Origin of the sequence: Pseudomonas sp. SJZ131 (assembly GCF_007828705.1) — a bacterium.
GTDB classification, from domain to species: domain Bacteria; phylum Pseudomonadota; class Gammaproteobacteria; order Pseudomonadales; family Pseudomonadaceae; genus Aquipseudomonas; species Aquipseudomonas prosekii.
Genome location: NZ_VIVC01000002.1, coordinates 412,970 through 435,770, shown reverse-complemented (window position 1 = coordinate 435,770; position 22,801 = coordinate 412,970). Strand labels below are relative to the sequence as shown.

22 protein-coding genes are annotated in these 22,801 nt (G+C 58.4%); 4 read left to right on the top strand and 18 right to left on the bottom strand.

What is annotated here, in order from left to right; all coding sequences use genetic code 11:
* Nucleotides 1-18: 18 nt before the first annotated feature.
* On the bottom strand, nucleotides 19-645 hold the full coding sequence (locus tag FBY12_RS08815) for an RloB family protein (RefSeq protein WP_145252631.1): 627 nt from the start codon (nucleotides 643-645) through the stop codon (nucleotides 19-21).
* 2 nt (nucleotides 646-647) lie between these two features.
* Entirely contained in the window at nucleotides 648-1,898 is a 1,251-nt protein-coding gene (locus FBY12_RS08810) for an ATP/GTP-binding protein (protein ID WP_145252630.1), read from the bottom strand.
* A 502-nt stretch (nucleotides 1,899-2,400) separates the two neighbouring features.
* Between FBY12_RS08810 and FBY12_RS08805 the strand changes: the two genes are divergently transcribed.
* Nucleotides 2,401-2,886, top strand: a complete 486-nt coding sequence (locus FBY12_RS08805) for a Bro-N domain-containing protein (RefSeq protein WP_145252629.1) — start codon at nucleotides 2,401-2,403, stop codon at nucleotides 2,884-2,886.
* Nucleotides 2,887-3,135: 249 nt separating this feature from the next.
* Here FBY12_RS08805 and FBY12_RS08800 read toward each other — a convergent pair whose 3' ends face one another.
* Entirely contained in the window at nucleotides 3,136-3,321 is a 186-nt protein-coding gene (locus tag FBY12_RS08800) for a hypothetical protein (protein ID WP_121731159.1), read from the bottom strand.
* A 413-nt stretch (nucleotides 3,322-3,734) separates the two neighbouring features.
* On the opposite strand from FBY12_RS08800, the gene FBY12_RS08795 reads away from it, so the two are divergent.
* Nucleotides 3,735-5,372: a glucan biosynthesis protein D gene (locus FBY12_RS08795; RefSeq protein ID WP_145252628.1), complete on the top strand. Its 1,638-nt coding sequence runs from the start codon at nucleotides 3,735-3,737 to the stop codon at nucleotides 5,370-5,372.
* A gap of 207 nt (nucleotides 5,373-5,579) precedes the next feature.
* Here the strand turns inward: FBY12_RS08795 and FBY12_RS08790 are convergent, their stop codons facing one another.
* From FBY12_RS08790 to FBY12_RS08780, 3 genes are all read right to left on the bottom strand, one after another.
* Nucleotides 5,580-6,686 carry an NADH:flavin oxidoreductase/NADH oxidase gene (locus FBY12_RS08790; protein WP_145252627.1) on the bottom strand — a complete coding sequence of 369 codons (1,107 nt, stop codon included), beginning with the start codon at nucleotides 6,684-6,686 and terminating at the stop codon, nucleotides 5,580-5,582.
* A gap of 277 nt (nucleotides 6,687-6,963) precedes the next feature.
* Entirely contained in the window at nucleotides 6,964-8,673 is a 1,710-nt protein-coding gene (gene recJ, locus FBY12_RS08785) for a single-stranded-DNA-specific exonuclease RecJ (protein WP_145252626.1), read from the bottom strand.
* 66 nt (nucleotides 8,674-8,739) lie between these two features.
* Complete coding sequence (locus tag FBY12_RS08780; protein WP_028623872.1) at nucleotides 8,740-9,282, bottom strand: YaeQ family protein; 543 nt, start codon at nucleotides 9,280-9,282, stop codon at nucleotides 8,740-8,742.
* A gap of 146 nt (nucleotides 9,283-9,428) precedes the next feature.
* On the opposite strand from FBY12_RS08780, the gene FBY12_RS08775 reads away from it, so the two are divergent.
* Together FBY12_RS08775 and FBY12_RS08770 are read left to right on the top strand one after the other, a co-directional pair.
* Complete coding sequence (locus FBY12_RS08775) at nucleotides 9,429-10,628, top strand: CaiB/BaiF CoA-transferase family protein (protein ID WP_145252625.1); 1,200 nt, start codon at nucleotides 9,429-9,431, stop codon at nucleotides 10,626-10,628.
* A complete protein-coding gene (locus FBY12_RS08770; RefSeq protein WP_371927395.1) occupies nucleotides 10,609-11,541 on the top strand; it encodes a TIGR02285 family protein in 933 nt (310 codons plus the stop codon). The genes FBY12_RS08775 and FBY12_RS08770 overlap by 20 nt, the downstream gene beginning before the upstream one ends.
* A gap of 170 nt (nucleotides 11,542-11,711) precedes the next feature.
* Here FBY12_RS08770 and FBY12_RS08765 read toward each other — a convergent pair whose 3' ends face one another.
* The 12 genes from FBY12_RS08765 to ffh all read right to left on the bottom strand — a co-directional run bounded on the left by FBY12_RS08765 (nucleotide 11,712) and on the right by ffh (nucleotide 22,665).
* On the bottom strand, nucleotides 11,712-11,999 hold the full coding sequence (locus FBY12_RS08765) for a DUF3509 domain-containing protein (RefSeq protein WP_092272778.1): 288 nt from the start codon (nucleotides 11,997-11,999) through the stop codon (nucleotides 11,712-11,714).
* 165 nt (nucleotides 12,000-12,164) lie between these two features.
* Nucleotides 12,165-12,572 (bottom strand): response regulator, encoded by a 408-nt coding sequence (locus FBY12_RS08760; RefSeq protein WP_121731166.1) that lies wholly within the window; start codon nucleotides 12,570-12,572, stop codon nucleotides 12,165-12,167.
* A 116-nt stretch (nucleotides 12,573-12,688) separates the two neighbouring features.
* Entirely contained in the window at nucleotides 12,689-14,062 is a 1,374-nt protein-coding gene (locus FBY12_RS08755) for a transporter substrate-binding domain-containing protein (protein WP_121731167.1), read from the bottom strand.
* 119 nt (nucleotides 14,063-14,181) lie between these two features.
* The gene (thrC, locus tag FBY12_RS08750; RefSeq protein ID WP_101207566.1) at nucleotides 14,182-15,606 is read right to left on the bottom strand and encodes a threonine synthase; all 1,425 of its coding nucleotides are present in this window, start codon (nucleotides 15,604-15,606) and stop codon (nucleotides 14,182-14,184) included.
* A gap of 104 nt (nucleotides 15,607-15,710) precedes the next feature.
* Complete coding sequence (locus tag FBY12_RS08745) at nucleotides 15,711-17,015, bottom strand: homoserine dehydrogenase (RefSeq protein WP_046048339.1); 1,305 nt, start codon at nucleotides 17,013-17,015, stop codon at nucleotides 15,711-15,713.
* Between the two features lie 133 nt (nucleotides 17,016-17,148).
* Nucleotides 17,149-17,880 carry a bifunctional protein-disulfide isomerase/oxidoreductase DsbC gene (gene dsbC / locus FBY12_RS08740; protein WP_145252623.1) on the bottom strand — a complete coding sequence of 244 codons (732 nt, stop codon included), beginning with the start codon at nucleotides 17,878-17,880 and terminating at the stop codon, nucleotides 17,149-17,151.
* A 216-nt stretch (nucleotides 17,881-18,096) separates the two neighbouring features.
* The gene (gene xerD, locus FBY12_RS08735) at nucleotides 18,097-18,993 is read right to left on the bottom strand and encodes a site-specific tyrosine recombinase XerD (RefSeq protein ID WP_145252622.1); all 897 of its coding nucleotides are present in this window, start codon (nucleotides 18,991-18,993) and stop codon (nucleotides 18,097-18,099) included.
* A gap of 100 nt (nucleotides 18,994-19,093) precedes the next feature.
* A complete protein-coding gene (rplS, locus tag FBY12_RS08730) occupies nucleotides 19,094-19,444 on the bottom strand; it encodes a 50S ribosomal protein L19 (protein WP_063322826.1) in 351 nt (116 codons plus the stop codon).
* Nucleotides 19,445-19,489: 45 nt separating this feature from the next.
* Nucleotides 19,490-20,263 (bottom strand): tRNA (guanosine(37)-N1)-methyltransferase TrmD, encoded by a 774-nt coding sequence (gene trmD / locus FBY12_RS08725; RefSeq protein ID WP_178111736.1) that lies wholly within the window; start codon nucleotides 20,261-20,263, stop codon nucleotides 19,490-19,492.
* Nucleotides 20,245-20,781 (bottom strand): ribosome maturation factor RimM, encoded by a 537-nt coding sequence (gene rimM / locus FBY12_RS08720; protein ID WP_008014731.1) that lies wholly within the window; start codon nucleotides 20,779-20,781, stop codon nucleotides 20,245-20,247. The genes trmD and rimM overlap by 19 nt, the downstream gene beginning before the upstream one ends.
* Before the next feature lie 5 nt (nucleotides 20,782-20,786).
* Nucleotides 20,787-21,038, bottom strand: coding sequence for a 30S ribosomal protein S16 (gene rpsP, locus FBY12_RS08715; RefSeq protein ID WP_045059142.1), 252 nt, complete (start codon nucleotides 21,036-21,038; stop codon nucleotides 20,787-20,789).
* 250 nt (nucleotides 21,039-21,288) lie between these two features.
* Complete coding sequence (gene ffh / locus FBY12_RS08710) at nucleotides 21,289-22,665, bottom strand: signal recognition particle protein (RefSeq protein ID WP_101207567.1); 1,377 nt, start codon at nucleotides 22,663-22,665, stop codon at nucleotides 21,289-21,291.
* Nucleotides 22,666-22,801: the final 136 nt, after the last annotated feature.

Here is a 22,801-nt window from a genome sequence, read left to right as displayed (position 1 = left end):
GCAATGCGGACTGAGTTGTCAGAGGAGCAGAGGCTTGGAAAGCATCTCGAATTCATCCATCAGCAAATGTATTTCGGTACTAGGGTTGGGTTCCCCGCTGGCCGCAACGTCTTCGATAATCCTCGGAGCCAAAGCTCTGGCCATCTGGAATGGCTCACCCAATAGTTGCGCGAAATAATTGGTGTCCTCGCCTTTCTGGTAGTTATCCATGTTGGGCTTTTCCCTTAGGCTTTTAGTGACCAGATTACCGGGCGAATACTTTCCGACCGCCCGGAAAGGTTTTCGATTAAAACCGAAGTGCAAAAGCAGCCAAAACTCGAAACAGGGATAAGAGGCGATAATTGTGATTTTCGGATGCGCCTCCGCAAGATCTATCGCTCTCTCGAAACACAGATGCGTATCGCGATCCAACGCACAAAAAACTTTGTCAAAGCCGTTCTGACGGATGATCGCTTTTTCGACAATGCCACTTGGATGCGTAACGCCGCAATGGACGATTTCCACTTGAGCGTTGGCACGAAAATGAATGGCGGCTTCCTCCAGATATCGTTTTCCAGACTTGCTGTCTTCGCAGAGGATCAGCACTTTAGGTTGAGGTTTGAACTTCGGCGCCTTTCGATCAAATCGCCGCAGAGAACGCGCCACAGTCAACCCCGCCTTATTAACGGCAAGCCGCGATAGCGCCCATCAAAGTAGCGCTGCTCAATATCCTCGCCCTCGCAACCTTCAAAGTCATGGACAGAAAACAGGCAGGTGGCGCCGTTTGCATCGCGTTCGGTAATCCAGAACTGATCGCGCCGCAGCGTTGTGGCGTTCATGAGATGGGTGTCGTGAGTTGTGAAGATAAGTTGGGTATCCAGGCCGCTCTCGAGGTGTTTTTCAATCAGGTCATCGACTATTGGCGGATGAAGGCTGCTGTCCAGCTCATCAACTGAAAGAATTCCGCTGCCATCGGCGTGATTGATCATGAACCAGGGCAACCAGAATCCGATCAGGTTTTTTGTACCCCCGGACTCCTCCGAAAAATCGAATTCTGCTTTGCCCAGGAGACTGCTATGGGTCAGGGTCACCTTGTCTTTTTGGGCGGCGGCAAAGAACTCTTTCAACGTAAGTTTTCTAGTGCTCTGGACCGCCACGTCCTCAATATTGAGCTGGATGGCTGAGACGGGAATATCCACATCTCTCAGAAAATCTCGCAGATCTTTGGTGGAGTCCGAGGCCATCCGCAAAAATCTGATAGACGCTGCTGACAGCCCCATCATGTTGTTCTGCTCGATAACCAGTAGCCCGGTCTGGAACCAACTAAAGGGCCCGCGCAGCTGCGTGAGTTCTTCGCTGCTATTGGCGACCGCTTGCGCTATAAACAGCGTTTTTGGATTTGTCAGGCGCCGCCACGCGCTATGAACATCGCTACCACCTTCAAGGCTTTCTCCGAACACGTAACGTTCGCCCTCCTCTGCAAACTTTCGCTGATACAGCAATGCTTCCTTGCCATTGGGGTAGGCAATCAAGTGTTCCTCGATAATTCGCAGCGCAGTCATTCGCAGCACAAATTGATAGCGAATACCGCGCTGGATGAAGTTGTATTCGAAACAACTGGGCGCGTTAAGAAGCTGCGGATCAAACCGGAAAGGCGATACAGGCAATGGTTGATCGTTCAGGGAGGGCGGTGCGGCGATCATTTGGCCCATGATGCCCATGGCCCTGATGAGCGACGATTTACCCGACGCGTTCGGCCCGTAAATTGCCGCGATTTTCAGTAAATCCGGCAGTTTTTCGCCATTAACGGGCGGCGCGATGAGGTTTCGCTTTTTGATCAGGCGCGGCGTCGCCGCCATCGACAGGGTTTGCCTGTCACGGAAGGAGCGGTAATTGGAAACGGAAAACTCGATCAACATCTGGCAAACCCGTAGTTCGTTCCTGAGGGTGCAAAACCTATAGGAAAAAACAGCGTTCAAACGTTCCTAGACGTGGGCACATGCAAAATCAGGAATTTCCTACAGATCCAGCCTTCAGCCAAAGACCCCGATTCCTACAACCCGCGGCGCCAGAGTAGACTAGCCGCCGCGAGCGCCTGGACGATAGGCTTTACCTCGTCGCTGCCAAATCAGCGGCTTGGTGTCGAAGCCGGAAAAAATCAAAACGGTGCTTGCGTGCCCCCATTGCAACTGAAGCTGTTCAATGCCTTCAGTGCTGCTTTATGGCGGGCCGTGTGGTGCGGGCCTTTTGGCTTGCGTTTTGACTGGAAGTGTCCCGACTTCGAACGCCACTCGGTCCGCCACCCAATCTGTCGAAGGGTTGATGGCGACTTTCTCAATTCAAAACGGAAGTTACCTACATGTTCAGGCACGCTCGAAAATCGTTCGAAAAAGCTTCAAGCCTCCCATTCGGGAGCAAGCCATGACTCAGTCTTACTTCACCCCAACTATCTTCACCCGCCATAACCGCTTCCTTCACACGCTCCTGCAAGATGACCAAGCGTGGTTCTGCGTACAGGACCTCGGGCGCCTGATGTGCCGGCCGATGGCCGAACGCCTGACGCTGAAGCTGGACCCAGACCAGCGCCGCAACGTCTGGCTGCTCAGGAGCGGAGCGAGCGTCGAAACGCTGATGATCAGCGAATCCGGGGTATATGCCCTGCTGATCCACCATTTCATCCCAGAAAATCGAAACCTGCGCCACTGGCTGAGCAATGAAGTCGTCCCCATGTTGCGCAACTCCAGCGCGTCACCCATGGATAACAGACCACGCATGAGCTCGCTGCAATGGGCCGGCATATCGGTGCCGCTGCTGCACTGGCAGCATCAAGCATGGATCAACTGGCGCGATATGCCCGACCTGCTGCAGGTACAGCGTCCCTTCAAGATCATGGGCACTTGCAGTTGAAGGCAGGGTAAAAATGAAAAGGGGCCGACCTTACGGTCCGCCCCTTTGGTTAGTCGAAACACCCTCCTTGTAGCAGCTGGCGAAGCCTGCGTTCGGCTGCGGAGCAGTCGTAAACCCTGAACGCACGGTCTTCCTGAAGCACCGCACAGTCTGATTTCACGACTGCTTCGCAGCCGAACGCAGGCTTCGCCAGCTGCTACATGATCGCCTTTCGGCCGCAACACCCTGTCACGGCCAGAATCCCCCTCCTCAAAACCGCGAAACACTCCTCATCGCATCCACCAGATACCTCATCGCAATCCGATCGCTCTCGGACAACTCCCGATAACGCTCCACCAGTTTCATTTCCTCCGAATTGAGTCGACGCCTGCGCCGGCCGGTGGCCAGGCAAGGGAAGATTCCTAACAGTTCGGTGATGCCTTGTACTTTCGACATGGACGATGTCCTTTTAATACGTCAAAGAAAACTTCAGAAAACCGCATCGCCCTACCACTTTCAGCAGTCACTGGGTGCGCGCTGAACCCACCGGCCTTCAGGGCCGCAACCGGTCATGTCCATAGAATAGGAATTAAATCGGCGCTGAAAAGGGGTTTTTAGAGTAATTAGTCGAAAAAAGCAGATATGCCCTCTAAATCAGAAAGTGCTGTGGGAAATGTTCACTGACATGTCTTGTTTCATTGCCACACTGACATGCTGTAACCAATCATTTTTTCTGGGTGACCGAACGGTTTAAGCTATTTGGCATCTGTTTAAAGTCCGTTGCGTTTGGCCGAAGGCATGTCCGAACCCCTTTTTTTGATCCAGCAGTGCCAGGAATGGCGCGGGATTGTTCACGACAGGTTGTACTTATGCACCGCAGGAATTTGCTCAAAGCGTCCATGGCTATCGCTGCCTACACCGGTCTTTCGGCCACTGGCCTGCTCGCCGCACGCGCGTGGGCCGGCAATGGCGCGAATGGTGGCGCCGCTGATGGCGACGCTCAGGCGTTTGACTTCGAAGCGCTGAAAATCCAGGCCAAGCAGCTTGCCACCAGTCGTTATCAGGACACCAAGCAGGTGCTGCCGCCGACGCTGGCGACGATGACACCGCAGAATTTCAACGCGATTCAGTACGACGGCAAGCACTCACTGTGGAACGACGTCAACGGTCAACTGGACGTGCAGTTCTTCCATGTCGGCATGGGTTTCAAGCAACCGGTGCGCATGTACAGCGTCGATCCGAAGACGCGTCAGGCGCGTGAAGTGCATTTCCGCCCGTCGCTGTTCAACTACGAAAAAACCACGGTCGACACCAAGCAACTGGGCGCCGACCTGGGTTTTTCCGGGTTCAAACTGTTCAAGGCACCTGAGCTGGACAAGCACGACGTGTTGTCTTTCCTCGGCGCCAGCTACTTCCGCGCGGTCGATGCCTCTGGCCAATATGGCCTCTCGGCGCGCGGCTTGGCGATCGACACTTACGCGAAGAAACGCGAAGAATTCCCCGACTTCACCAAGTTCTGGTTCGAAACGCCGGACAAGAACAGCACACGGTTTGTGGTCTACGCCCTGCTCGACTCGCCGAGCGCTACCGGCGCCTACCGTTTTGATATCGACTGCCAGGCCAGCCAAGTGGTCATGGCCATCGACGCGCACATCAATGCGCGCACCGCCATCGAACAATTGGGCATCGCACCGATGACCAGCATGTTCAGCTGCGGCACCCACGAGCGGCGCATGTGCGACACCATTCACCCGCAAATCCACGACTCCGATCGCCTGGCAATGTGGCGCGGCAACGGCGAGTGGATCTGCCGACCGCTGAACAACCCGGCGACCCTGCAATTCAATGCGTTCGCCGACACTGACCCGAAAGGTTTCGGCCTGGTGCAGACCGATCACGAGTTCGCCAGTTATCAGGACACCGTCGATTGGTACAGCAAACGTCCGAGCCTGTGGGTAGAACCTACAACCGCGTGGGGCGAAGGCTCTATCGATTTGTTGGAAATTCCTACAACCGGCGAGACCCTGGATAACATCGTCGCTTTCTGGACGCCGAAGAAACCGGTGGCTGCCGGTGACTCGCTGAATTACGGCTACAAGCTCTACTGGAGCGCGCTGCCGCCGGTCAGCACCCCGCTGGCGCGGGTCAACGCGACCCGTTCGGGCATGGGCGGTTTTGTTGAAGGCTGGGCGCCGGGCGAGCATTACCCGGAAGTCTGGGCGCGGCGTTTTGCCGTGGACTTCACCGGCGGCGGGCTTGATCGCTTGCCGGCCGGTGCGGGCATTGAGCCGGTAGTGACCTGCTCGAACGGCGAGGTGAAGGATTTCAACGTGCTGGTGCTGGACGACATCAAAGGTTACCGAATTACCTTTGACTGGTACCCGACCAATGACAGCGTCGCGCCGGTGGAGCTGCGGTTGTTTATCCGCACCAATGACCGGACGTTGAGCGAGACCTGGTTGTACCAATACTTCCCGCCGGCGCCTGAGAAGCGTAAGTACATCTGAGGTTGAAGGGTCGCTTTCGCGGGCGTCTTCGCGGGCAAGCCTCGCTCCTACGGGATTTGTGTCGTCCGCATCATTGGCACACACCGCAAACCCTGTAGGAGCGAGGCTTGCCCGCGAAGAGGACGGTAAAGGCAACAGAAATCCCGACTCAGAAACGCAAAAGCCCCGACCACAATTGGCCGGGGCTTTTTGTTTTCAGCGCCTCAATCAGTCACGCAAATCGGACTCATGAATCGGCTGATCGCGATGCGTAGCGCGCTGATATTGCGCCGGCCACACCGCTTTGCGCCCACCCAGATCATCATCGGCATGCAGCGCCCAGTACGGATCGCGCAGCAATTCGCGGGCGAGGAAGATGATGTCGGCCTGACAGGTGCGCAGAATGTGCTCAGCCTGCGCCGGCTCGGTAATCATTCCTACGGTGCCCGTGGCGATGCCTGACTCCTTGCGCACCCGCTCAGCGAAGCGCGTCTGATAACCCGGGCCTGTCGGAATTTCCGCATTCGCTGCGGTGCCGCCGGACGAAACGTCGATCAGGTCCACGCCAAGGTCTTTCAAGCGTCGCGCCAGTTCCACGGTTTCATCCGGGTTCCAGCCGTCTTCCACCCAATCGGTGGCCGACACGCGGACGAACAATAGCAGCTCTTCAGGCCAGACTGCACGCACTGCTTCGGTGACTTGCAGGACCAGCCGAATGCGATTTTCGAACGAGCCGCCGTACTGGTCGCGCCGTTGATTGCTCAGGGGCGAAAGGAATTGATGCAGCAGGTAACCGTGAGCGGCGTGGATCTCGACCACTTTGAAACCGGCGGTCAAAGCACGTTTGGCCGCAGCGACAAAGGCCTGAATGACCTCGGCGATCTGCCCTTCATCGAGTTGGGTCGGGTGTGTGTGCTGCGGGTCGAAAGCAATCGGCGAAGGCCCGACCGGGGTCCAGCCACCGTCCTCCGGTTTGACGCTGCCATGCTTGCCGATCCACGGCCGATGGGTGCTGGCCTTGCGCCCGGCGTGCGCCAGTTGAATGCCGGCAATCGCGCCCTGGGCGGCGATGAAGCGGGTGATGCGCTGCAGCGGTTCGATCTGTTCGTCGTTCCACAAACCGAGGTCTTCGGCGGTGATGCGACCATCGGCAGTGACCGCCGTGGCTTCGGTGAAAATCAGCCCGGCGCCGCCAACGGCACGGCTGCCGAGGTGGACCAGGTGCCAGTCATTGGCCAGGCCATCGACGCTCGAGTATTGGCACATCGGCGACACCGCGATGCGGTTATTAAGGGTCAATTGGCGAAGGGTATAGGGTTCAAGCAGCAGACTCATGGGGCACCTCTCGAATCAGTGGTCAGGCTCCAGGGTTCTGTTTGAAAAGTCGACGAGTGACAGAAAAAGGGTGCAGCACCCGCCCCCGCGGGTAAAAAATTCGACAAAAAGTCACAAGGCCAATCAAGCAGTGCTTAGAGCCTAGTCGACAACGCGGGATGAGCGAGGGTTCCGGGATATTTGGCGCCGGGAGACGCCATCGCGAGCAAGCTCGCTCCCACCGGGGCTTTGCAGTGTTCACAAAACCAATGTGGCAGCGAGCTTGCTCGCGATAGGATCAGCGCGGTTCGATGTGGGCAATCATCAACTGCACGGTCTCATTGCCGCGAAACTCGTTGAGGTCGAGTTTGTAGGCCAATTCCACCCATTTGATCGTCGGGTTCGGCCAGATCTCGCGATCGATCCCGAAGGCAATCCCGTCGAGTTTCACCGAACCGCATTCACTTTTCAGCACCACCTTCAGGTGCCGCTCGCCGACCACGCGCTGCTCGACCAACTGGAACACCCCGTGAAACAGCGGCTCCGGAAAGTGCTGGCCCCAAGGGCCGGCATGCCGCAGGGCGCGGGCCAGTTCCAAATGAAACTCTTCGACCGCCAATGTGCCGTCCGACAACAACCGCCCAGTCAGGTCTTCTTCGCGCAATTGCCTACGCACTTCAGCGTCGAATGCCTCGGCAAACAGCGGAAAATTCACTTCCGGCAGGGTCAAACCGGCCGCCATCGCGTGGCCGCCGTACTTGCTGATCAACGTCGGATGTTGCGCCGCGACCACGCTCAGGGCGTCGCGAATATGAAAGCCCTGCACCGAACGTCCCGAGCCCTTGAGCAAACCGTCGCCGGCATCGGCAAAAGCAAACGTCGGGCGGAAATAGCGTTCTTTCATTCGCGACGCGAGGATGCCGATAACCCCCTGATGCCACTCGGGATCGAACAGGCACAAGCCGAACGGCATCGATTCCACCGGCAAATCCTTGAGCTGCGCCAGCGCTTCACGCTGCATGCCTTGCTCGATGGATTTGCGGTCCTGGTTCATGCTGTCGAGCTGCACCGCCATTTCCCGCGCACTTTGCGCGTTGTCGGTGAGCAGGCATTCGATGCCCAGGCTCATGTCGTCCAGGCGCCCCGCCGCGTTCAGGCGTGGGCCGACGATAAAACCGAGGTCGGTAGAGGTGATGCGCGCGTGGTCACGTTTGGCCACTTCAAGGATTGCCTTGACCCCCGGACGCGCGCGGCCGGCGCGAATCCGCTCCAGGCCTTGATGCACGAGGATGCGGTTGTTAGCGTCGAGCGGCACCACGTCGGCGACGCTGCCCAGCGCTACCAGATCCAGCAGTTCGCCGATGTTCGGCTGCGGTTGGCTTGCATACCAGCCGAGGTTGCGCAGGCGCGCGCGCAACGCCATCAACACATAGAAAATCACCCCGACCCCGGCCAACGCCTTGCTCGGAAACTCGCAACCTGGCTGGTTCGGATTGACGATGGCGTCGGCCAGCGGCAGTTCGTCGCCGGGCAAATGGTGGTCGGTGACCAGCACTTTGAGCCCGGCCTTCTTCGCCGCTGCCACGCCTTCGACGCTGGAGATGCCGTTGTCCACGGTGATCAGCAATTGCGGGGTGCGGGTCAGTGCGACATCAACGATTTCCGGGGTCAGCCCGTAGCCATATTCGAAGCGGTTCGGCACCAGATAATCGACGTGCGCCGCGCCCAGAAGCCTTAGGCCCAGCACGCCAACGGTGCTGGCGGTGGCGCCATCGGCGTCGAAGTCGCCGACGATCAGAATCCGCTGGCGTTGCTCCAGCGCGGTCACCAGCAAATCCACTGCGGCATCGATGCCTTTGAGCTGCTGATACGGAATCAGCCGCGCGAGGCTCTTGTCCAGTTCAGCCTCATTGAGCACGCCGCGCGCCGCGTACAAGCGGGTCAACAGCGGCGGCAGGTCACCGAGGAATGGCAGGGTGTCGGGCAACAGGCGAGGTTCGATGCGCATGGGGTGACAGGTGCTTCTCTTGAATACGTAGGATAAAACCGGATGACGCGTGCGAACGCTGAATGATCAGCCGCGTTCGCCGCTCAACCACTGCAACTGGACTTCGTGCTGACCACGGTCGTCGGTGACGAAAATCGTCCCTTCGCTGATCATCACGTCCCACTTGATGACGCGGGGCATGTCTTTGGCCAGGGTTTCGAGGATTTCTTGCGGCACCGCAGCGATGTGCACGTTTTTCAGGTTTTTGATCGCCGGGATCACTTTGGTTTCCCAGACGCGCAGGCTGCCGTAGGCCAGCAGGCTGGTGCGCTCGGTGCGACGCGAGCACCACGTGAGGCGATCGGCGTCTGGCTGGCCGACTTCGATCCAGTGCAGCACGCGGTCATCCAGGCTCTTTTCCCACAGGGCAGGTTCATCCACGTCTGACAGACCGCGACCAAACGACAGCTGCTCGTTGTACCAGAAGGCGTAGGCCAGCAACCGCACGGTCATGCGTTCTTCGGTTTCCGAAGGGTGACGGGCGATGGTCTGCTTAACGCTCTCGTAAACGCTGCGGTCGAGGTCGGTGAGGTTCAGTTCAAACTTGTAGGTCGTGGACGGCTGGGCCATGAACGGGCTTCTTGATACGGGGAAAGGCGCCAAGTCTAACCGATGCAGTAGGCAATCAACGAATTGACCGCCATCAACTTCGCGCGACTGACACGCGGCTATGTTAAAACGCTCTATCGTTCGCACTTTGTCCTACAGGATCCCGTATGCCGCTCACCGGAAAACCGCTCTCAGGTCTGAAAGTCATCGAATTGGGCACGTTGATCGCCGGGCCGTTTGCCTCGCGGATTTGCGGCGAATTCGGCGCCGAAGTGATCAAGATCGAATCGCCGGACGGCGGTGATCCGTTGCGCAAATGGCGCAAGTTGTACGAAGGCACCTCGCTGTGGTGGTTTGTCCAGGCACGCAACAAGAAGTCCCTGACGCTCAACCTCAAACACCCGGACGGCTTGGCGATCCTGAAAAAACTGCTCAGCGAAGCAGACATCCTGATCGAGAATTTTCGCCCCGGCGTGTTGGAAAAGCTCGGTTTGGGGTGGGAAGTTTTACACGCGCTGAATCCGAAACTGGTGATGGTGCGGCTCTCCGGTTTCGGCCAGACCGGGCCGATGAAAGATCAGCCGGGTTTTGGTGCAGTCGGCGAATCGATGGGCGGTCTGCGCTACATCACCGGTTTCGAGGATCGACCGCCAGTGCGCACCGGGATTTCCATTGGCGATTCGATTGCCGCGCTCTGGGGCGTGATCGGCGCGCTGATGGCGTTGCGTCATCGCGAGGTGAATGGCGGTCTCGGGCAAGTGGTCGATGTGGCGCTGTACGAAGCCATCTTCGCCATGATGGAAAGCATGGTCCCGGAATTCGACGCGTTCGGTTTCATCCGCGAACGCACCGGCAACATCATGCCGGGCATCACGCCCTCCTCGATTCACACCAGCGCCGACGGCAAACACGTGCAGATCGGCGCCAATGGCGATGCGATTTTCAAGCGCTTCATGCACCTGATCGGCCGCGAAGATCTGGCCAACGATCCCTTGCTGGCCAGCAACGATGGGCGCGACAGCCGTCGCGACGAGATTTATGGGGTGATCGATCGCTGGGTCAATTCGCTGCCGCTCGACAGCGTGATCGCGCAGTTGAATCAGGCCGAGGTCCCGGCCAGCCGGATCTTCAGCGCCGAAGACATGTTCAGCGATCCGCAATATCTGGCCCGGGAAATGTTCCTCCACGCCAAATTGCCCGACGGCAAAGACTTCAAGATGCCGGGGATCGTGCCGAAACTCTCTGACACACCTGGCACGTCTGAATGGGTCGGACCGCAGTTGGGTGAGCACAATGCGCAGGTATTGCACGAACTTGGCTACGACGAGGGACAGATTGCACGGTTGCGTGAAGACGGAGCCATTTAAGCTGAAGCGCCTGCGTTCAGTGTTCGGCCAACGCGCCAGCGGCCGCTACGTGCTGGCGATGTTGGTGCTGTTGGTGCTGCAAAGCGGCTCGGCGCCCGCCGATGCGCAACCGAAAGAAACGCTGATCTGGCTGTTGCGCGACTTGCCGCCGTTGACCATTTTCGAAGGTCCGGAGAAGGGCAAGGGCGTTATTGATCAACTGATCCCGTCGTTGATCGCGGGCATGCCGCAATACAATCACACACTGATGCGAGTCAATCGTGCGCGCAGCCTGCAGATGCTGCGCGAGGAATCCTTCACCTGCGATCCGTCGCTGGTCTGGAGCAAGGAGCGCGAAGCATGGATGGTGTTTTCGACTCCAGTGTTCCGCATCGTCAGCAACGGAATCACGGTGCGCCAGGATGCCAAACGCCAACTCGAACCTTATCTGGTAAACGGCGAAGTCAACGTGGCGGCGTTACTCGCCAGCGGCACACAAAAAGTCGGCGCGGTGGCCGGACGCAGTTATGGCCAGTTGCTCGATGCGCAATTGACCGAGGCGCCGGCCGATACGGTGATTGAGCATTACGGCAATGACGCACTCGGCAGTCTGCTGCAGATGCAGCGGCTGGGGCGCTTGATCGGGGTAATGGGTTACTGGCCGGAGATTCGATATCTGGCGCAACAGGAACAGATTGCGGCTGACGAACTGACGTTTTACCCGGCCAGAGGCACGGATAAATACATTACGACTTATATCGCCTGTTCGAACACGGCTCAGGGGCGTCGGGCGATCAGCGAGATCAACCAGGTGCTGCGTACCCTGCCCCATGATCATTTGGTGGAGGCCTACGCAAAATGGCTGGACCCGGAGCGACGCGTGGAATACCTGGAAGAAACCCGGGCGTTTTTCCAACAGCGCGCAGGCCCATGACGAAATTCGGGCAAAAAGAAACCCCGAGGAGTGGGGAGACAACTCGGGGTTAAACGTGGTCTACATAAAGACCCGTAGCAGCAAGCTACAAGCACCGGAGCACAATGCTTGATCCTGCTGTTACATGCTCTGACTGACCTTGGCGCAGGAAGGTTCCCACAAAAAACAATTCAATTACGATTGGCCAGGATCTTGTCCTGAGCGGCGTTGCGCAACGCCGCGATCACGCAGGGCTCCAGGCGACCTTCGGCAATCAGCACATCGCGGTGCAAGCCGTCGACGACATCAGTCAGTTGCCACTTGTCGGTCAACTGCGCCTGATTGAACGAGCGTTCCACCACAATCGCCCCAACGGCATTCTTCAGCGTCACCAAGCATTCGCCGTGGACGCCCGAAGGAGTCAATGTCACTTGATACGGGCTCAAAGCCTCGCCGAGCAATAGACTGATACTTTCCATCTGGCAATCACCACTCAATAGTCCGAAACAAAGTGCCTGGGAGGGCGTGTCTACATAAATGACCCCTGGCCCGAGTAGAAAGTTCTGAATACCGAACGCGCTCGATGGCGGTGCCCGGTCGATTGAGCATGCACGGCAAAGATGACAAGTAAAAAACACGCCTGTTCAGGCCTGCGCTTTCAACATCGATTCCATCAGATAAATGTCCAGCAGCCGGCGCATCAGCACGGCGGACACCGGCGTGTGCAGGTGCCCGAGCAGTTGCACTTCGCGTTCGGCCAGCAGCGCCGTCACGGCCGGCATGACGCTGGAGGCGACATTGCCGAGCAGCACCAGCGATTGCGCCTCGCGCTGTTCGACCAGATGACGGATCAACGCCAGCCCCTCGCCGCCGCGCAATTGCGGATTGCAGAAGGCAATATCGACCGTGCCCCGGCGCGCCAGCGAACGCTGCGCCACCCGCAGCGACGGCGCCGCCAGCACGTCATAGACGCCGATGGCGTTGAGCATCTGGTGCAACGCCATCATCTGGAAAGGATTGTGTTCAAGAATCAGGATTTTGAGCGTGCGCATAGCGACCTCTGGAACGACACTCGCGGGCTCGGACCGCAGTTGTCGACCACTCTAGGCCAGCCTTCTTCAGCGGCCCATCGGAAAAGTAGCCACGTCGTATAGGACAATTCCGAAACTCAGCGTGCGCATTGGCACCGCCCTTCACTCTTGCGCAGCTCAATATCCGTCCAGCCGCCCAGCAACCCGCGAACATGCCCGTCCGCCCCGTAGAACGGCACCGTCCATTGATCGATGTCCCTGACACCGTTGTTGAATAGCAGCAGACGCCGGGTGAAACGCGGCTTGCGGGTTTCGATCTGCACGATGAATTCGGCATGCAGCATTTCTGCGGTTTCCCTCGGCAAGATGTTCCCTTCAATCAAGCGAAGCCCCTGAACCTGATCGAAACGCTTCGATAAAGCCTCTTCATAGCTTTTGTTGCACTTGATCAAACGCCCCTGCAGATCACGCACAAACATCGGATCAGGCATGGCATCAAACAGCGCTTGCTGAAAGGCAAGTTGATCGCCGAGGTCTTTCTCGACGTCTCGATGTCGCTTGATCAACACCGCGAGCCGACGGTTCCAGAGCAACGACAGCAGGGCGAACAGGCTGACGAAAAACATGCCCCAGCAACCCCATCGCGATAGCTGCTGCCAGAACGAAAGTGCCGGCCGTGGGGCAATGCCGTCGAGCCACTTCAGGCGCATCGCGCGCAATTCTGCCGGAGGAAATGCTTCAAGCGCCTTGTTGAGGATGCTCAACAATTGCGGCTGGCCTTTGCGCACGGCTAAACGGTCGGCTTCCCACGAACCTTCTACCGTATGTCCTACTTTCAGTTGCCCGATCGGATAAAGCTGCGAGCCGGTTTCGTTCTCGATGGTCGCGTCCGCCTCACCGCTTTCGACCAGTGCCCGCGCCTCGGCGTAGGTCTTGACCGTGAGCAATGTGATGCGCGGATGGTCGCGGCGAATGGTTTCTTCCATGGCATGCCGGGCGGGTAACACCAGGACTTTTTCTGACAACTGTTCCAGCGACTGCAACTCCGGCGCCCCGGCGCGCCCGACCATAATCCACGCCGAACCGCCGAAGGCATGGCTGAAATCGAGAAAATCCCGGCGTTCGTCACTCATCGCCAGCGTGGTGCTCATGTCCGCCCCACCCTGCTCCAGACGCCCAAGCAACTGACCGGTGGAAAACGATTCTTCATGGACAAAATTCAGGCCGGTCATCGCACTGATGCGGTTGAGCATGTCGTTGTTCAAACCGCTCCAGTGACCATGCTCGTCCTTGAACAGATACAACGGAAACTGCGCCGAAGCGACGATGACCTTCGGGTTCGCCCGAATCCATTGGCGCTCCTCGGCACTGAGCTTGATGGCGTTGACGGCCACTGGCTTGGCGCCCTCATAAGCCACCAACTGCGCGGCGAAACCAGGTTGCGCGAGTGCCAGCGTACTCAGCAAAAAAATCCAGCAGATGGCTGGAATCAAACTTCTGAAAAACAACATTGCCGCTTCCTTCGTGATCAACTCGCCCTTCCCTCAGGGGCGAAAACACGGCAAGTGTGCACGCAGAAATGAAAAAGCCCGTCAGGAGACGGGCTTCAAAATGTGACAGTTTTTCGCGCTTACAACGGCTTGCCGCGGTTGCCATGCTGGCTGACAAAGGCCTGCACGGCTTTCAGGTCGTTCGGCAACACGGTGCAGCGCTCTTCTCTCTCAAACAAATCAGAAAGATGTGTAGGTAGTTCGAGCGCTTTTCCTACACCGGCTTTCTCCACCGCGTCCGGAAATTTGACCGGATGGGCGGTGCCGAGGATCACCATCGGGATGTCCAGGCTACGGCGGCACTCGCGCGCAGCCTTGACGCCGATGGCGGTGTGCGGGTCCAGCACCTCGCCGGTCTGGGCGTAGACTTCGGCGATGGTTTCGCAGGTCTGCGCATCGTCGACGGCCAGCGAATCGAACAGTTTGCGCGCTTCGGTCCAGCGTTCCTGTTCGACGCTGAAGCCGCCACCCTGCTTGAAGTTGTCCATCAGCCCGGCGATTGCGGCACCGTTGCGACCGTGCAGGTCGAACAGCAGACGTTCGAAGTTCGACGAAACCATGATGTCCATCGACGGCGACAGCGTGGCGTGCAGGGTTTCCTTGACGTACTGATTGCCGCTCATGAAGCGGTGCAGGATGTCGTTGCGGTTGGTAGCGACGATCAACTGGTTGATCGGCAGGCCCATGTTGCGCGCCAGGTAACCGGCGAAGATGTCGCCGAAGTTGCCGGTCGGCACCGAGAACGACACCGAGCGCGCCGGCCCGCCCAATTGCAGCGATGCGTGGAAGTAGTAAACGATCTGGGCCATGATCCGCGCCCAGTTGATCGAGTTCACGGCTACCAGGCGCGTGCCTTTGAGGAAGCTCTGGTCGGCGAAGCTGTTCTTGACCATTTCCTGGCAGTCATCGAAGTTGCCTTCGATGGCGAGGTTGTGGATGTTCTCGCCGTAAATGGCGGTCATCTGCCGACGCTGCACTTCGGACACGCGCTGGTGCGGGTGCAGGATGAAGATGTCGACGTTTTCGCAGTGCTTGCAGCCTTCGATGGCGGCCGAGCCGGTATCACCGGAGGTCGCACCGATGATGACCACGCGCTCGCCGCGTTTTTCCAGCACGTAATCGAGCAGGCGACCGAGCAGTTGCAGAGCGAAATCCTTGAACGCCAGGGTCGGGCCGTGGAACAGCTCCAGGACCCATTCGTTGCCGTTCAACTGACGCAACGGGGCGATGGCGCTGTGCGAGAACACGCCTTGCTCGGAAGAAGAGTAGGTCTCTTCCAGAATCTTTTTGAAATCGGCGTCCGGGATGCTGCCGGTGACGAATGGGCGCATCACGCGGAAGGCCAATTCGTGATACGGCAGGCCGGCCCACGAAGCGATTTCTTCCTGGGTGAAACGTGGCAGGCATTCAGGCACGTACAGGCCGCCGTCAGTGGCGAGGCCGGCGAGCAGAACGTCTTCGAAATTCAGGGCCGGTGCCTGGCCGCGGGTACTGATATAGCGCATAGGGGCAAACCTTCGGTTTGAGCTACAAGTTGCAGGCTACAAGCGGCAAGACAAAAGCACATCGGCTTTTACTTGCAGCTTGAAGCTTGCCGCTTGCCGCTGTTTCAATTCAAGTGTTCGACGCGGATCCGCACCACCGGGCCAACGACGCCGGCCAACGCTTCAAGCGCGGCGATGGCATCGTTCATGTGCTGTTCCAGCACGCGATGGGTCAGCAGGATCATCGGCACCAGGCCGTCGTGTTCTTCGACTTCTTTCTGCATGATCGATTCGATGTTGATGCCGCGCTCCGAAAGGATGCTCGCCACTTGGGCCAACACGCCCGGATGGTCTTTTGCCTGGATGCGCAGGTAATAGGAGCTTTCGCAGGCCTCGATCGGCAGGATCGGGTGCGCCGACAGCGAATCCGGCTGGAACGCCAGGTGCGGCACACGGTTTTCCGGGTCGGAGGTCATGGCGCGAACCACGTCCACCAGATCGGCGATCACCGACGAAGCGGTTGGCTCCATGCCGGCGCCGGCGCCGTAGAACAAGGTCGAACCGGCCGCGTCACCGTTGACCATCACGGCGTTCATCACGCCGTTGACGTTGGCGATCAGGCGATCGGCCGGGATCAGCGTCGGGTGTACCCGCAACTCGATGCCGGCCGCGGTGCTGCGCGCCACGCCCAGGTGCTTGATGCGGTAGCCCAGCGCTTCGGCGTAATTGACGTCGGCGGTGGTCAGTTTGGTGATGCCTTCGGTGTAGGCCTTGTCGAACTGCAGCGGAATGCCGAACGCGATGGACGCCAGGATCGTCAGTTTGTGCGCGGCGTCGATGCCTTCAACGTCAAACGTTGGATCGGCCTCGGCGTAGCCCAGCGCCTGCGCTTCGGCGAGGACGTCTTCGAAGGTGCGGCCCTTCTCACGCATTTCGGTGAGGATGAAGTTGCCGGTGCCGTTGATGATGCCCGCGACCCAGTTGATGCGGTTGGCGGACAGGCCTTCGCGGATGGCCTTGATCACCGGGATGCCACCGGCCACAGCCGCTTCGAACGCGACGATCACGCCTTTCTCGCGTGCCTTGGCGAAAATCTCATTACCGTGAACGGCGATCAGTGCCTTGTTCGCGGTGACCACATGCTTGCCATTCTCGATGGCCTTGAGTACCAGCTCGCGGGCAACGGTGTAGCCGCCCATCAGCTCTATGACGATGTCGATCTCAGGGTTCGTGGCCACTTCGAAGACATCGTTGGTAATCGCAATACCGGTCGTTTGGAACTGAGGCTTTGGCGTGCGCATGGCAATTTGTGCCACTTCGATTCCACGCCCGGCACGACGAGCAATTTCCTCGGCGTTGCGCTGAAGTACGTTGAAGGTACCGCCACCGACGGTCCCTAACCCACAGATGCCTACTTTGACCGGTTTCACTGTGAACTCCCCATAAAACGGCCGACGCAAGGTCGGCCGTGAAAACAACCGCATACTCGCGGTTCTCTATTAATGGCTCGGCAAACGCTGCCGCCGAACCATGATCGTCAAAGGCTGACCGTGACGATGCGAATTATTTCGCGCCCAGCGCCAGTTTGGCGACTTGTGGCGCAGGCTGGTAGCCCGGAATGACCTGACCGTCAGCCAAAACGATGGCCGGCGTGCCGTTCACGCCAATCGACTGACCCAACGCAAATTGCTTGGCAACCGGGTTGTCGCACTTGGCGGCCTTGATTTCCTTGCCATCGACCATTTTGTCCATGGCGGCTTTTTTGTCTTTCGAGCACCAGACCGCTTGCAGTTGTTCGTCACCCGGCGAGCCGAGGCCCTGACGCGGGAATGCGACGTAACGCACTTCGATGCCGCGCTTGTTCAGCTCAGGCACTTCGGCGTGCAGCTTGTGGCAATACGGGCAGGTGGTGTCGGTGAACACGGTGATGTGCGATTTGGTTTCGCCGATCGCCGGGTAGACCACGGTTTCGGCTACCGGGATTTCATTGACCAGTTTGGACACGCCGAGGCGCTCGGTTTTTTCGGTCAGGTTGACCGGTTTGCCGTCCTTGAGCTGGAACATGTAGCCCTGCATCACGTACTGGCCATCGGCGCTGGCGTAGAGCACGCGGCTGCCTTTGAGTTTGACTTCGTAGAGGCCGGCCAGTGGGCTGGCGCTGATGGCTTCGATGGGTGTTTCGAGCTGGAGGCTTTCGAGGCTGTGACGAATGGCTTTGTCGGCCGCGTCATCGGCGACGGCAAAGGTGCTGACCAACGCAATAGCTGCGGCGGCGAAAATCTGGGTCAGACGCATGAGAACTCCTGAGGGCGGACAAATGGGACGATCAGAACGCCCGTGCCGAAACACCGGGTCATAATCGCCCATCGTGCAAACCGGCAAAGCCTATCACATAAGGGCTGCGTGGCCGAATGCGGGTGATGCAACACCTCCCGCTCACGGCGCACGACGCTTTGATGTCGTGGGCACCCGCGTGGCAAGGGTCGTGGGTGGCCGCGCGACAGGTTTTGGTTAGCCGCGCGGATGGTGTTTGGCGTGCAGGTCTTGCAGGCGGGCGCGGGCGACGTGGGTGTAGATCTGAGTGGTCGAGAGGTCGCTGTGGCCGAGGAGCATTTGCACCACGCGCAGGTCGGCGCCATGGTTGAGCAGGTGCGTGGCGAAAGCGTGACGCAATGTGTGCGGCGACAGCGATTTGCCGATCCCGGCGACTTTGGCCTGATGCTTGATGCGGTGCCAGAAGGTCTGGCGGGTCATCTGCTCGCCGCGCTGGCTCGGGAACATCACATCGCTCGGGCGTCCGCCGAGTAGCTCGCCCCGACCGTCGCGCAGGTAACGTTCGACCCAGACAATCGCCTCCTCGCCCATCGGCACCAGCCGTTCCTTGCTGCCCTTGCCCATCACGCGCAACACGCCCTGACGCAGGTTGACCTGTTCCAGTGTCAGACTGATCAGCTCGGTCACACGCAAGCCGCAGGCGTAAAGCACTTCGAGCATGGCGCGGTCACGCTGGCCGATTGGTTCGCTCAGGTCTGGCGCATTCAGCAACGCCTCGACGTCGGCTTCGGAGAGGGATTTGGGCAACGGCCTGCCGAGTTGCGGCATATCGACGCGCAAGGTCGGATCGACCGCAATCAGCTTTTCCCGCAGCAGATAACGATAAAAGCCACGCACGCCGGAGAGAAATCTCGCCGTGGAACGGGGTTTGTAGTTTTGCTCGAGGCGCCAGGCCAGGTGATCGAGGATCAACTCGCGGCCGGCGTTGATCAGTTCCAGCCCCTTCTCCTGCAGCCAGCCGTTGAACAGGGCCAAGTCGCTGCGATAGGCATCTCGGGTGTTATCGGAGAGGCCTTTTTCCAGCCACAGCGCGTCGAGGAATTGGTCTATCAGGGGATGGTCGATGGCGGGCATAAAGGCTCAGGCAAGACTGACATTACAGTCAGGGAAGATAAATCGCAGGCAACAAAAAAGCAGCCCGTAGGCTGCTTTTTTCTGCATCGGGAAGCTGGACTTAAGCCAGTTTTTCCTTGATGCGAGCTGCTTTACCGGACAGGTCACGCAGGTAGTACAGCTTGGCTTTACGTACGTCACCGCGACGTTTAACGGCCATGCTGTCGATTTGCGGGCTGTAGGTCTGGAAAGTACGCTCTACGCCAACACCGTTGGAGATTTTACGAACGGTGAAAGCACTGTTTACGCCGCGGTTACGCTTGGCGATAACAACACCTTCGAACGCTTGCAGACGCGAACGGTCGCCTTCCTTTACTTTCACCTGAACGACAACAGTGTCGCCCGGGGCAAAGGTAGGGATCTCTTTGGTCATCTGCTCTGCTTCGAGTGCAAGGATGATTTTGTTAGTCATGCTGTGCTCCTAAGGTAAATCGTCGGATTTACCATCGATACGTTGTTAACTATCGTCCCGCTCGCGGATGTATTCCTCGAGCAGCTTCTTCTCTTCTCCAGAAAGCGAGCGGCTTTCCAGAAGATCGGCGCGTCGTTCAAAGGTCCTACCAAGGGACTGCTGTAAACGCCAACGCCGGATATGCGCGTGATTGCCACTTAGCAATACGTCGGGAACACGCTGATCCGCATACACCTCCGGTCGGGTGTAGTGCGGGCAATCCAGCAAACCATCCGTAAAGGAATCTTCCTCGGCGGAGTCCGCATGCCCTAAAGCTCCAGGCAGCAGTCGTGTAACCGCATCGATCAGGACCATCGCCGGCAGCTCGCCGCCAGACAGTACATAGTCGCCAATCGACCACTCTTCATCGACATGAGCTTCAATAAAACGCTCGTCAATGCCTTCATAACGGCCGGCAATCAGGATCAATGCATCCAGATTCGCCAACTCGCGTACCGCCGACTGATTCAGTTGACGGCCTTGGGGGGACAGGTAAATCACCTTCGCCGCCTCCCCGGCTGCTGCCTTGGCCTGAACCAGAGCATCTTCCAGGGGTTTGATCTTCATCACCATGCCCGGGCCACCGCCAAATGGGCGATCGTCCACAGTGTGATGTCGATCCGTCGTGTAGTCTCGCGGATTCCAACAGGTGAGCTGCAACAGCCCCTGTTTCACCGCACGACTGGTGATGCCGTACTCGCTGATGGCGGAGAACATCTCGGGAAACAAACTGATCACTTCCACGCGCAAATTAGCCACGCTTAGAAGTCCGCATCCCATTCCACCTTCATCTCGCCTGCGGCAAGGTCGACGGCCAACACGCATTGCTCCGTATAGGGCAACAGGCGCTCGCGATCATCCAGGCTGCCTGCGCAAGGCTTGACCACCATTACATCATTGGCGCCGGTTTCCAGAAGATGATCGATCTTCCCGAGCAATTGCCCGAGTTGGTCAATGACCTTCAGACCTTCGAGCTGGTACCAGTAGTACTCGCCGTCGGTCAATTCAGGGAACAGGTTGCGCGGCACGCAGATCTCATAACCGGCCAGAAGACGAGCTTCTTCACGATCATCGAGACCCTTGAGCTTTGCGACCAGGAACTTGTCGTTCCCGCGTCCACTGACCAGCTCAACCTGTTTCACATTGCCTTCGCGCTTGAGCGTCCAGGTTTTGTACTGCAACAGGTTTTCAGTCGGATCAGTAAAGGAATACACCTTCACTTCGCCGCGAACGCCATGAACAGAGTAGATTTTGCCGATAACGATCAAATCATCAGCAACAGCAGGCGTCGCGTTCATATTGCTCAGGCCGCAGCCTTAGCCGAGTCCTTCAACAACTGAGCAACACGCTCAGAAGGTTGTGCACCAACGCTCAGCCAGTAGGCTACGCGCTCTTGGTTCACGGACAGACGGACTTCTTGACCACGAGCAACAGGGTTGAAGAAACCAACCTGTTCCTTGTGCGAACCGTCGCGCGGGTTGCGGCTGTCGGTTACGGTCAAGTGGTAAAACGGGCGCTTTTTGGAGCCGCCAAGGGCAAGACGGATTGTTAGCATGTGAACATCGTTCCTGTAGTCGGTGCTGCAAATCTAAAGGCACAGCGGGCATAGGTGCCCGAAAGGCCGCATATTCTAAGGAATATCCGGACTTTTGCAAATGACTTTTTCCGGCGGCCTTTCAGTCGCCATCAAGATTTGCTATAGAGCCGTCGTTGAAAACGGCGAGTCAGCTCCCGCCAATGGCGGGTTTACTGGAGATCCCACATCCCTGTGGGTCGGAGCCAAGGCAAGCCCAGGCTCGAATTCTTTACATTTTCGGCATGCCGCCGCCGGGCAGCATACCGCCCATGCCGCGCATCATTTTGGCCATTCCGCCTTTCGCGGAAAATTTCTTCATCATCTTCTGCATCTGCTTGTGTTGCTTGATCAAGCGACCGATGTCCTGCACCTGGGTGCCGGAACCCATGGCGATCCGGCGTTTGCGCGAACCGCTGATCAGCTCAGGGTCGCGGCGCTCGGCCGGGGTCATGGAATTGATGATGGCTTCCATCTGCTTGAATTGCTTCTCCGCCGCGCCTTGGGCATTGCCCATTTGCGACAGGTTGACGCCGCCGATGTTCGGCAGTTTGTCCATGAGCCCGCCGAGGCCGCCCATGTTCTTCATTTGTTGCAGCTGATCGCGGAAGTCTTCGAGGTCGAAGCCCTTGCCCTTCTTCAGCTTCTTGGCCAGTTTGTCGGCCTTGTCCTTGTCGAGCGTCTGTTCGGCCTGCTCGATCAGGCTGAGCACGTCGCCCATGCCGAGGATGCGCGAAGCAATACGCTCGGGGTGGAACGGTTCGAGCGCTTCGCTCTTTTCGCCCATACCGATGAACTTGATCGGCTTGCCGGTGATGGCGCGGACCGACAGCGCGGCACCGCCACGGGCATCACCGTCGACCTTGGTCAGGATCACGCCAGTCAGCGGCAATGCGTCGCCAAAGGCCTTGGCCGTGTTGGCGGCGTCCTGGCCGGTCATGGCATCGACCACGAACAGCGTTTCGACCGGGTTGATCGCGGCGTGCAATGCCTTGATCTCGCCCATCATCTCTTCGTCGATGTGCAGACGACCGGCGGTATCGACGATGACCACGTCGATGAATTTCAGCTTTGCTTCTTTAATAGCGGCTTGCGCGATCTCGACCGGCTTCTGGCTCAGGTCGGATGGGAAGAAGGTAACGCCGACTTCCCCGGCAAGCATTTCCAGCTGTTTGATCGCCGCCGGACGGTAAACGTCAGCGGACACGACCATGACGGTCTTCTTCTTGCGCTCTTTGAGGAAGCGCGCGAGTTTGCCGGCGGTGGTGGTTTTACCCGCGCCCTGCAAACCGGCCATCAACACGACGGCAGGTGGAACGGCGCTCAGGTTCAGGTCTTCGTTGGCCGCGCCCATCAGGCTTTCGAGTTCGGCCTGGACGATTTTCACGAAGGCCTGGCCCGGCGTCAGGCTGCGCGACACTTCGGTGCCGACGGCGCGTTCCTTGACCGAATTGACGAAGTCCTTGACCACCGGCAGGGCGACGTCGGCTTCGAGCAACGCCATGCGCACTTCACGCAGGGTGTCTTTGATGTTGTCTTCAGTCAGCTTGGCCTTGCCGGTGACATGGCGCAGCGTCTGCGAGAGACGGTCGGTTAAGTTTTCAAACATTGCGCGATCCTTTCAGGCCCTGTACAGACCGGGATAATGGCGGCCCAGACCGGAGTAAACATGTGCTCGGCGAGCCTGCGGCGTGGGCAGGTCGCGGATTATAGCGAAGACTGCGTCTGGCGGACACCTCGCTGTC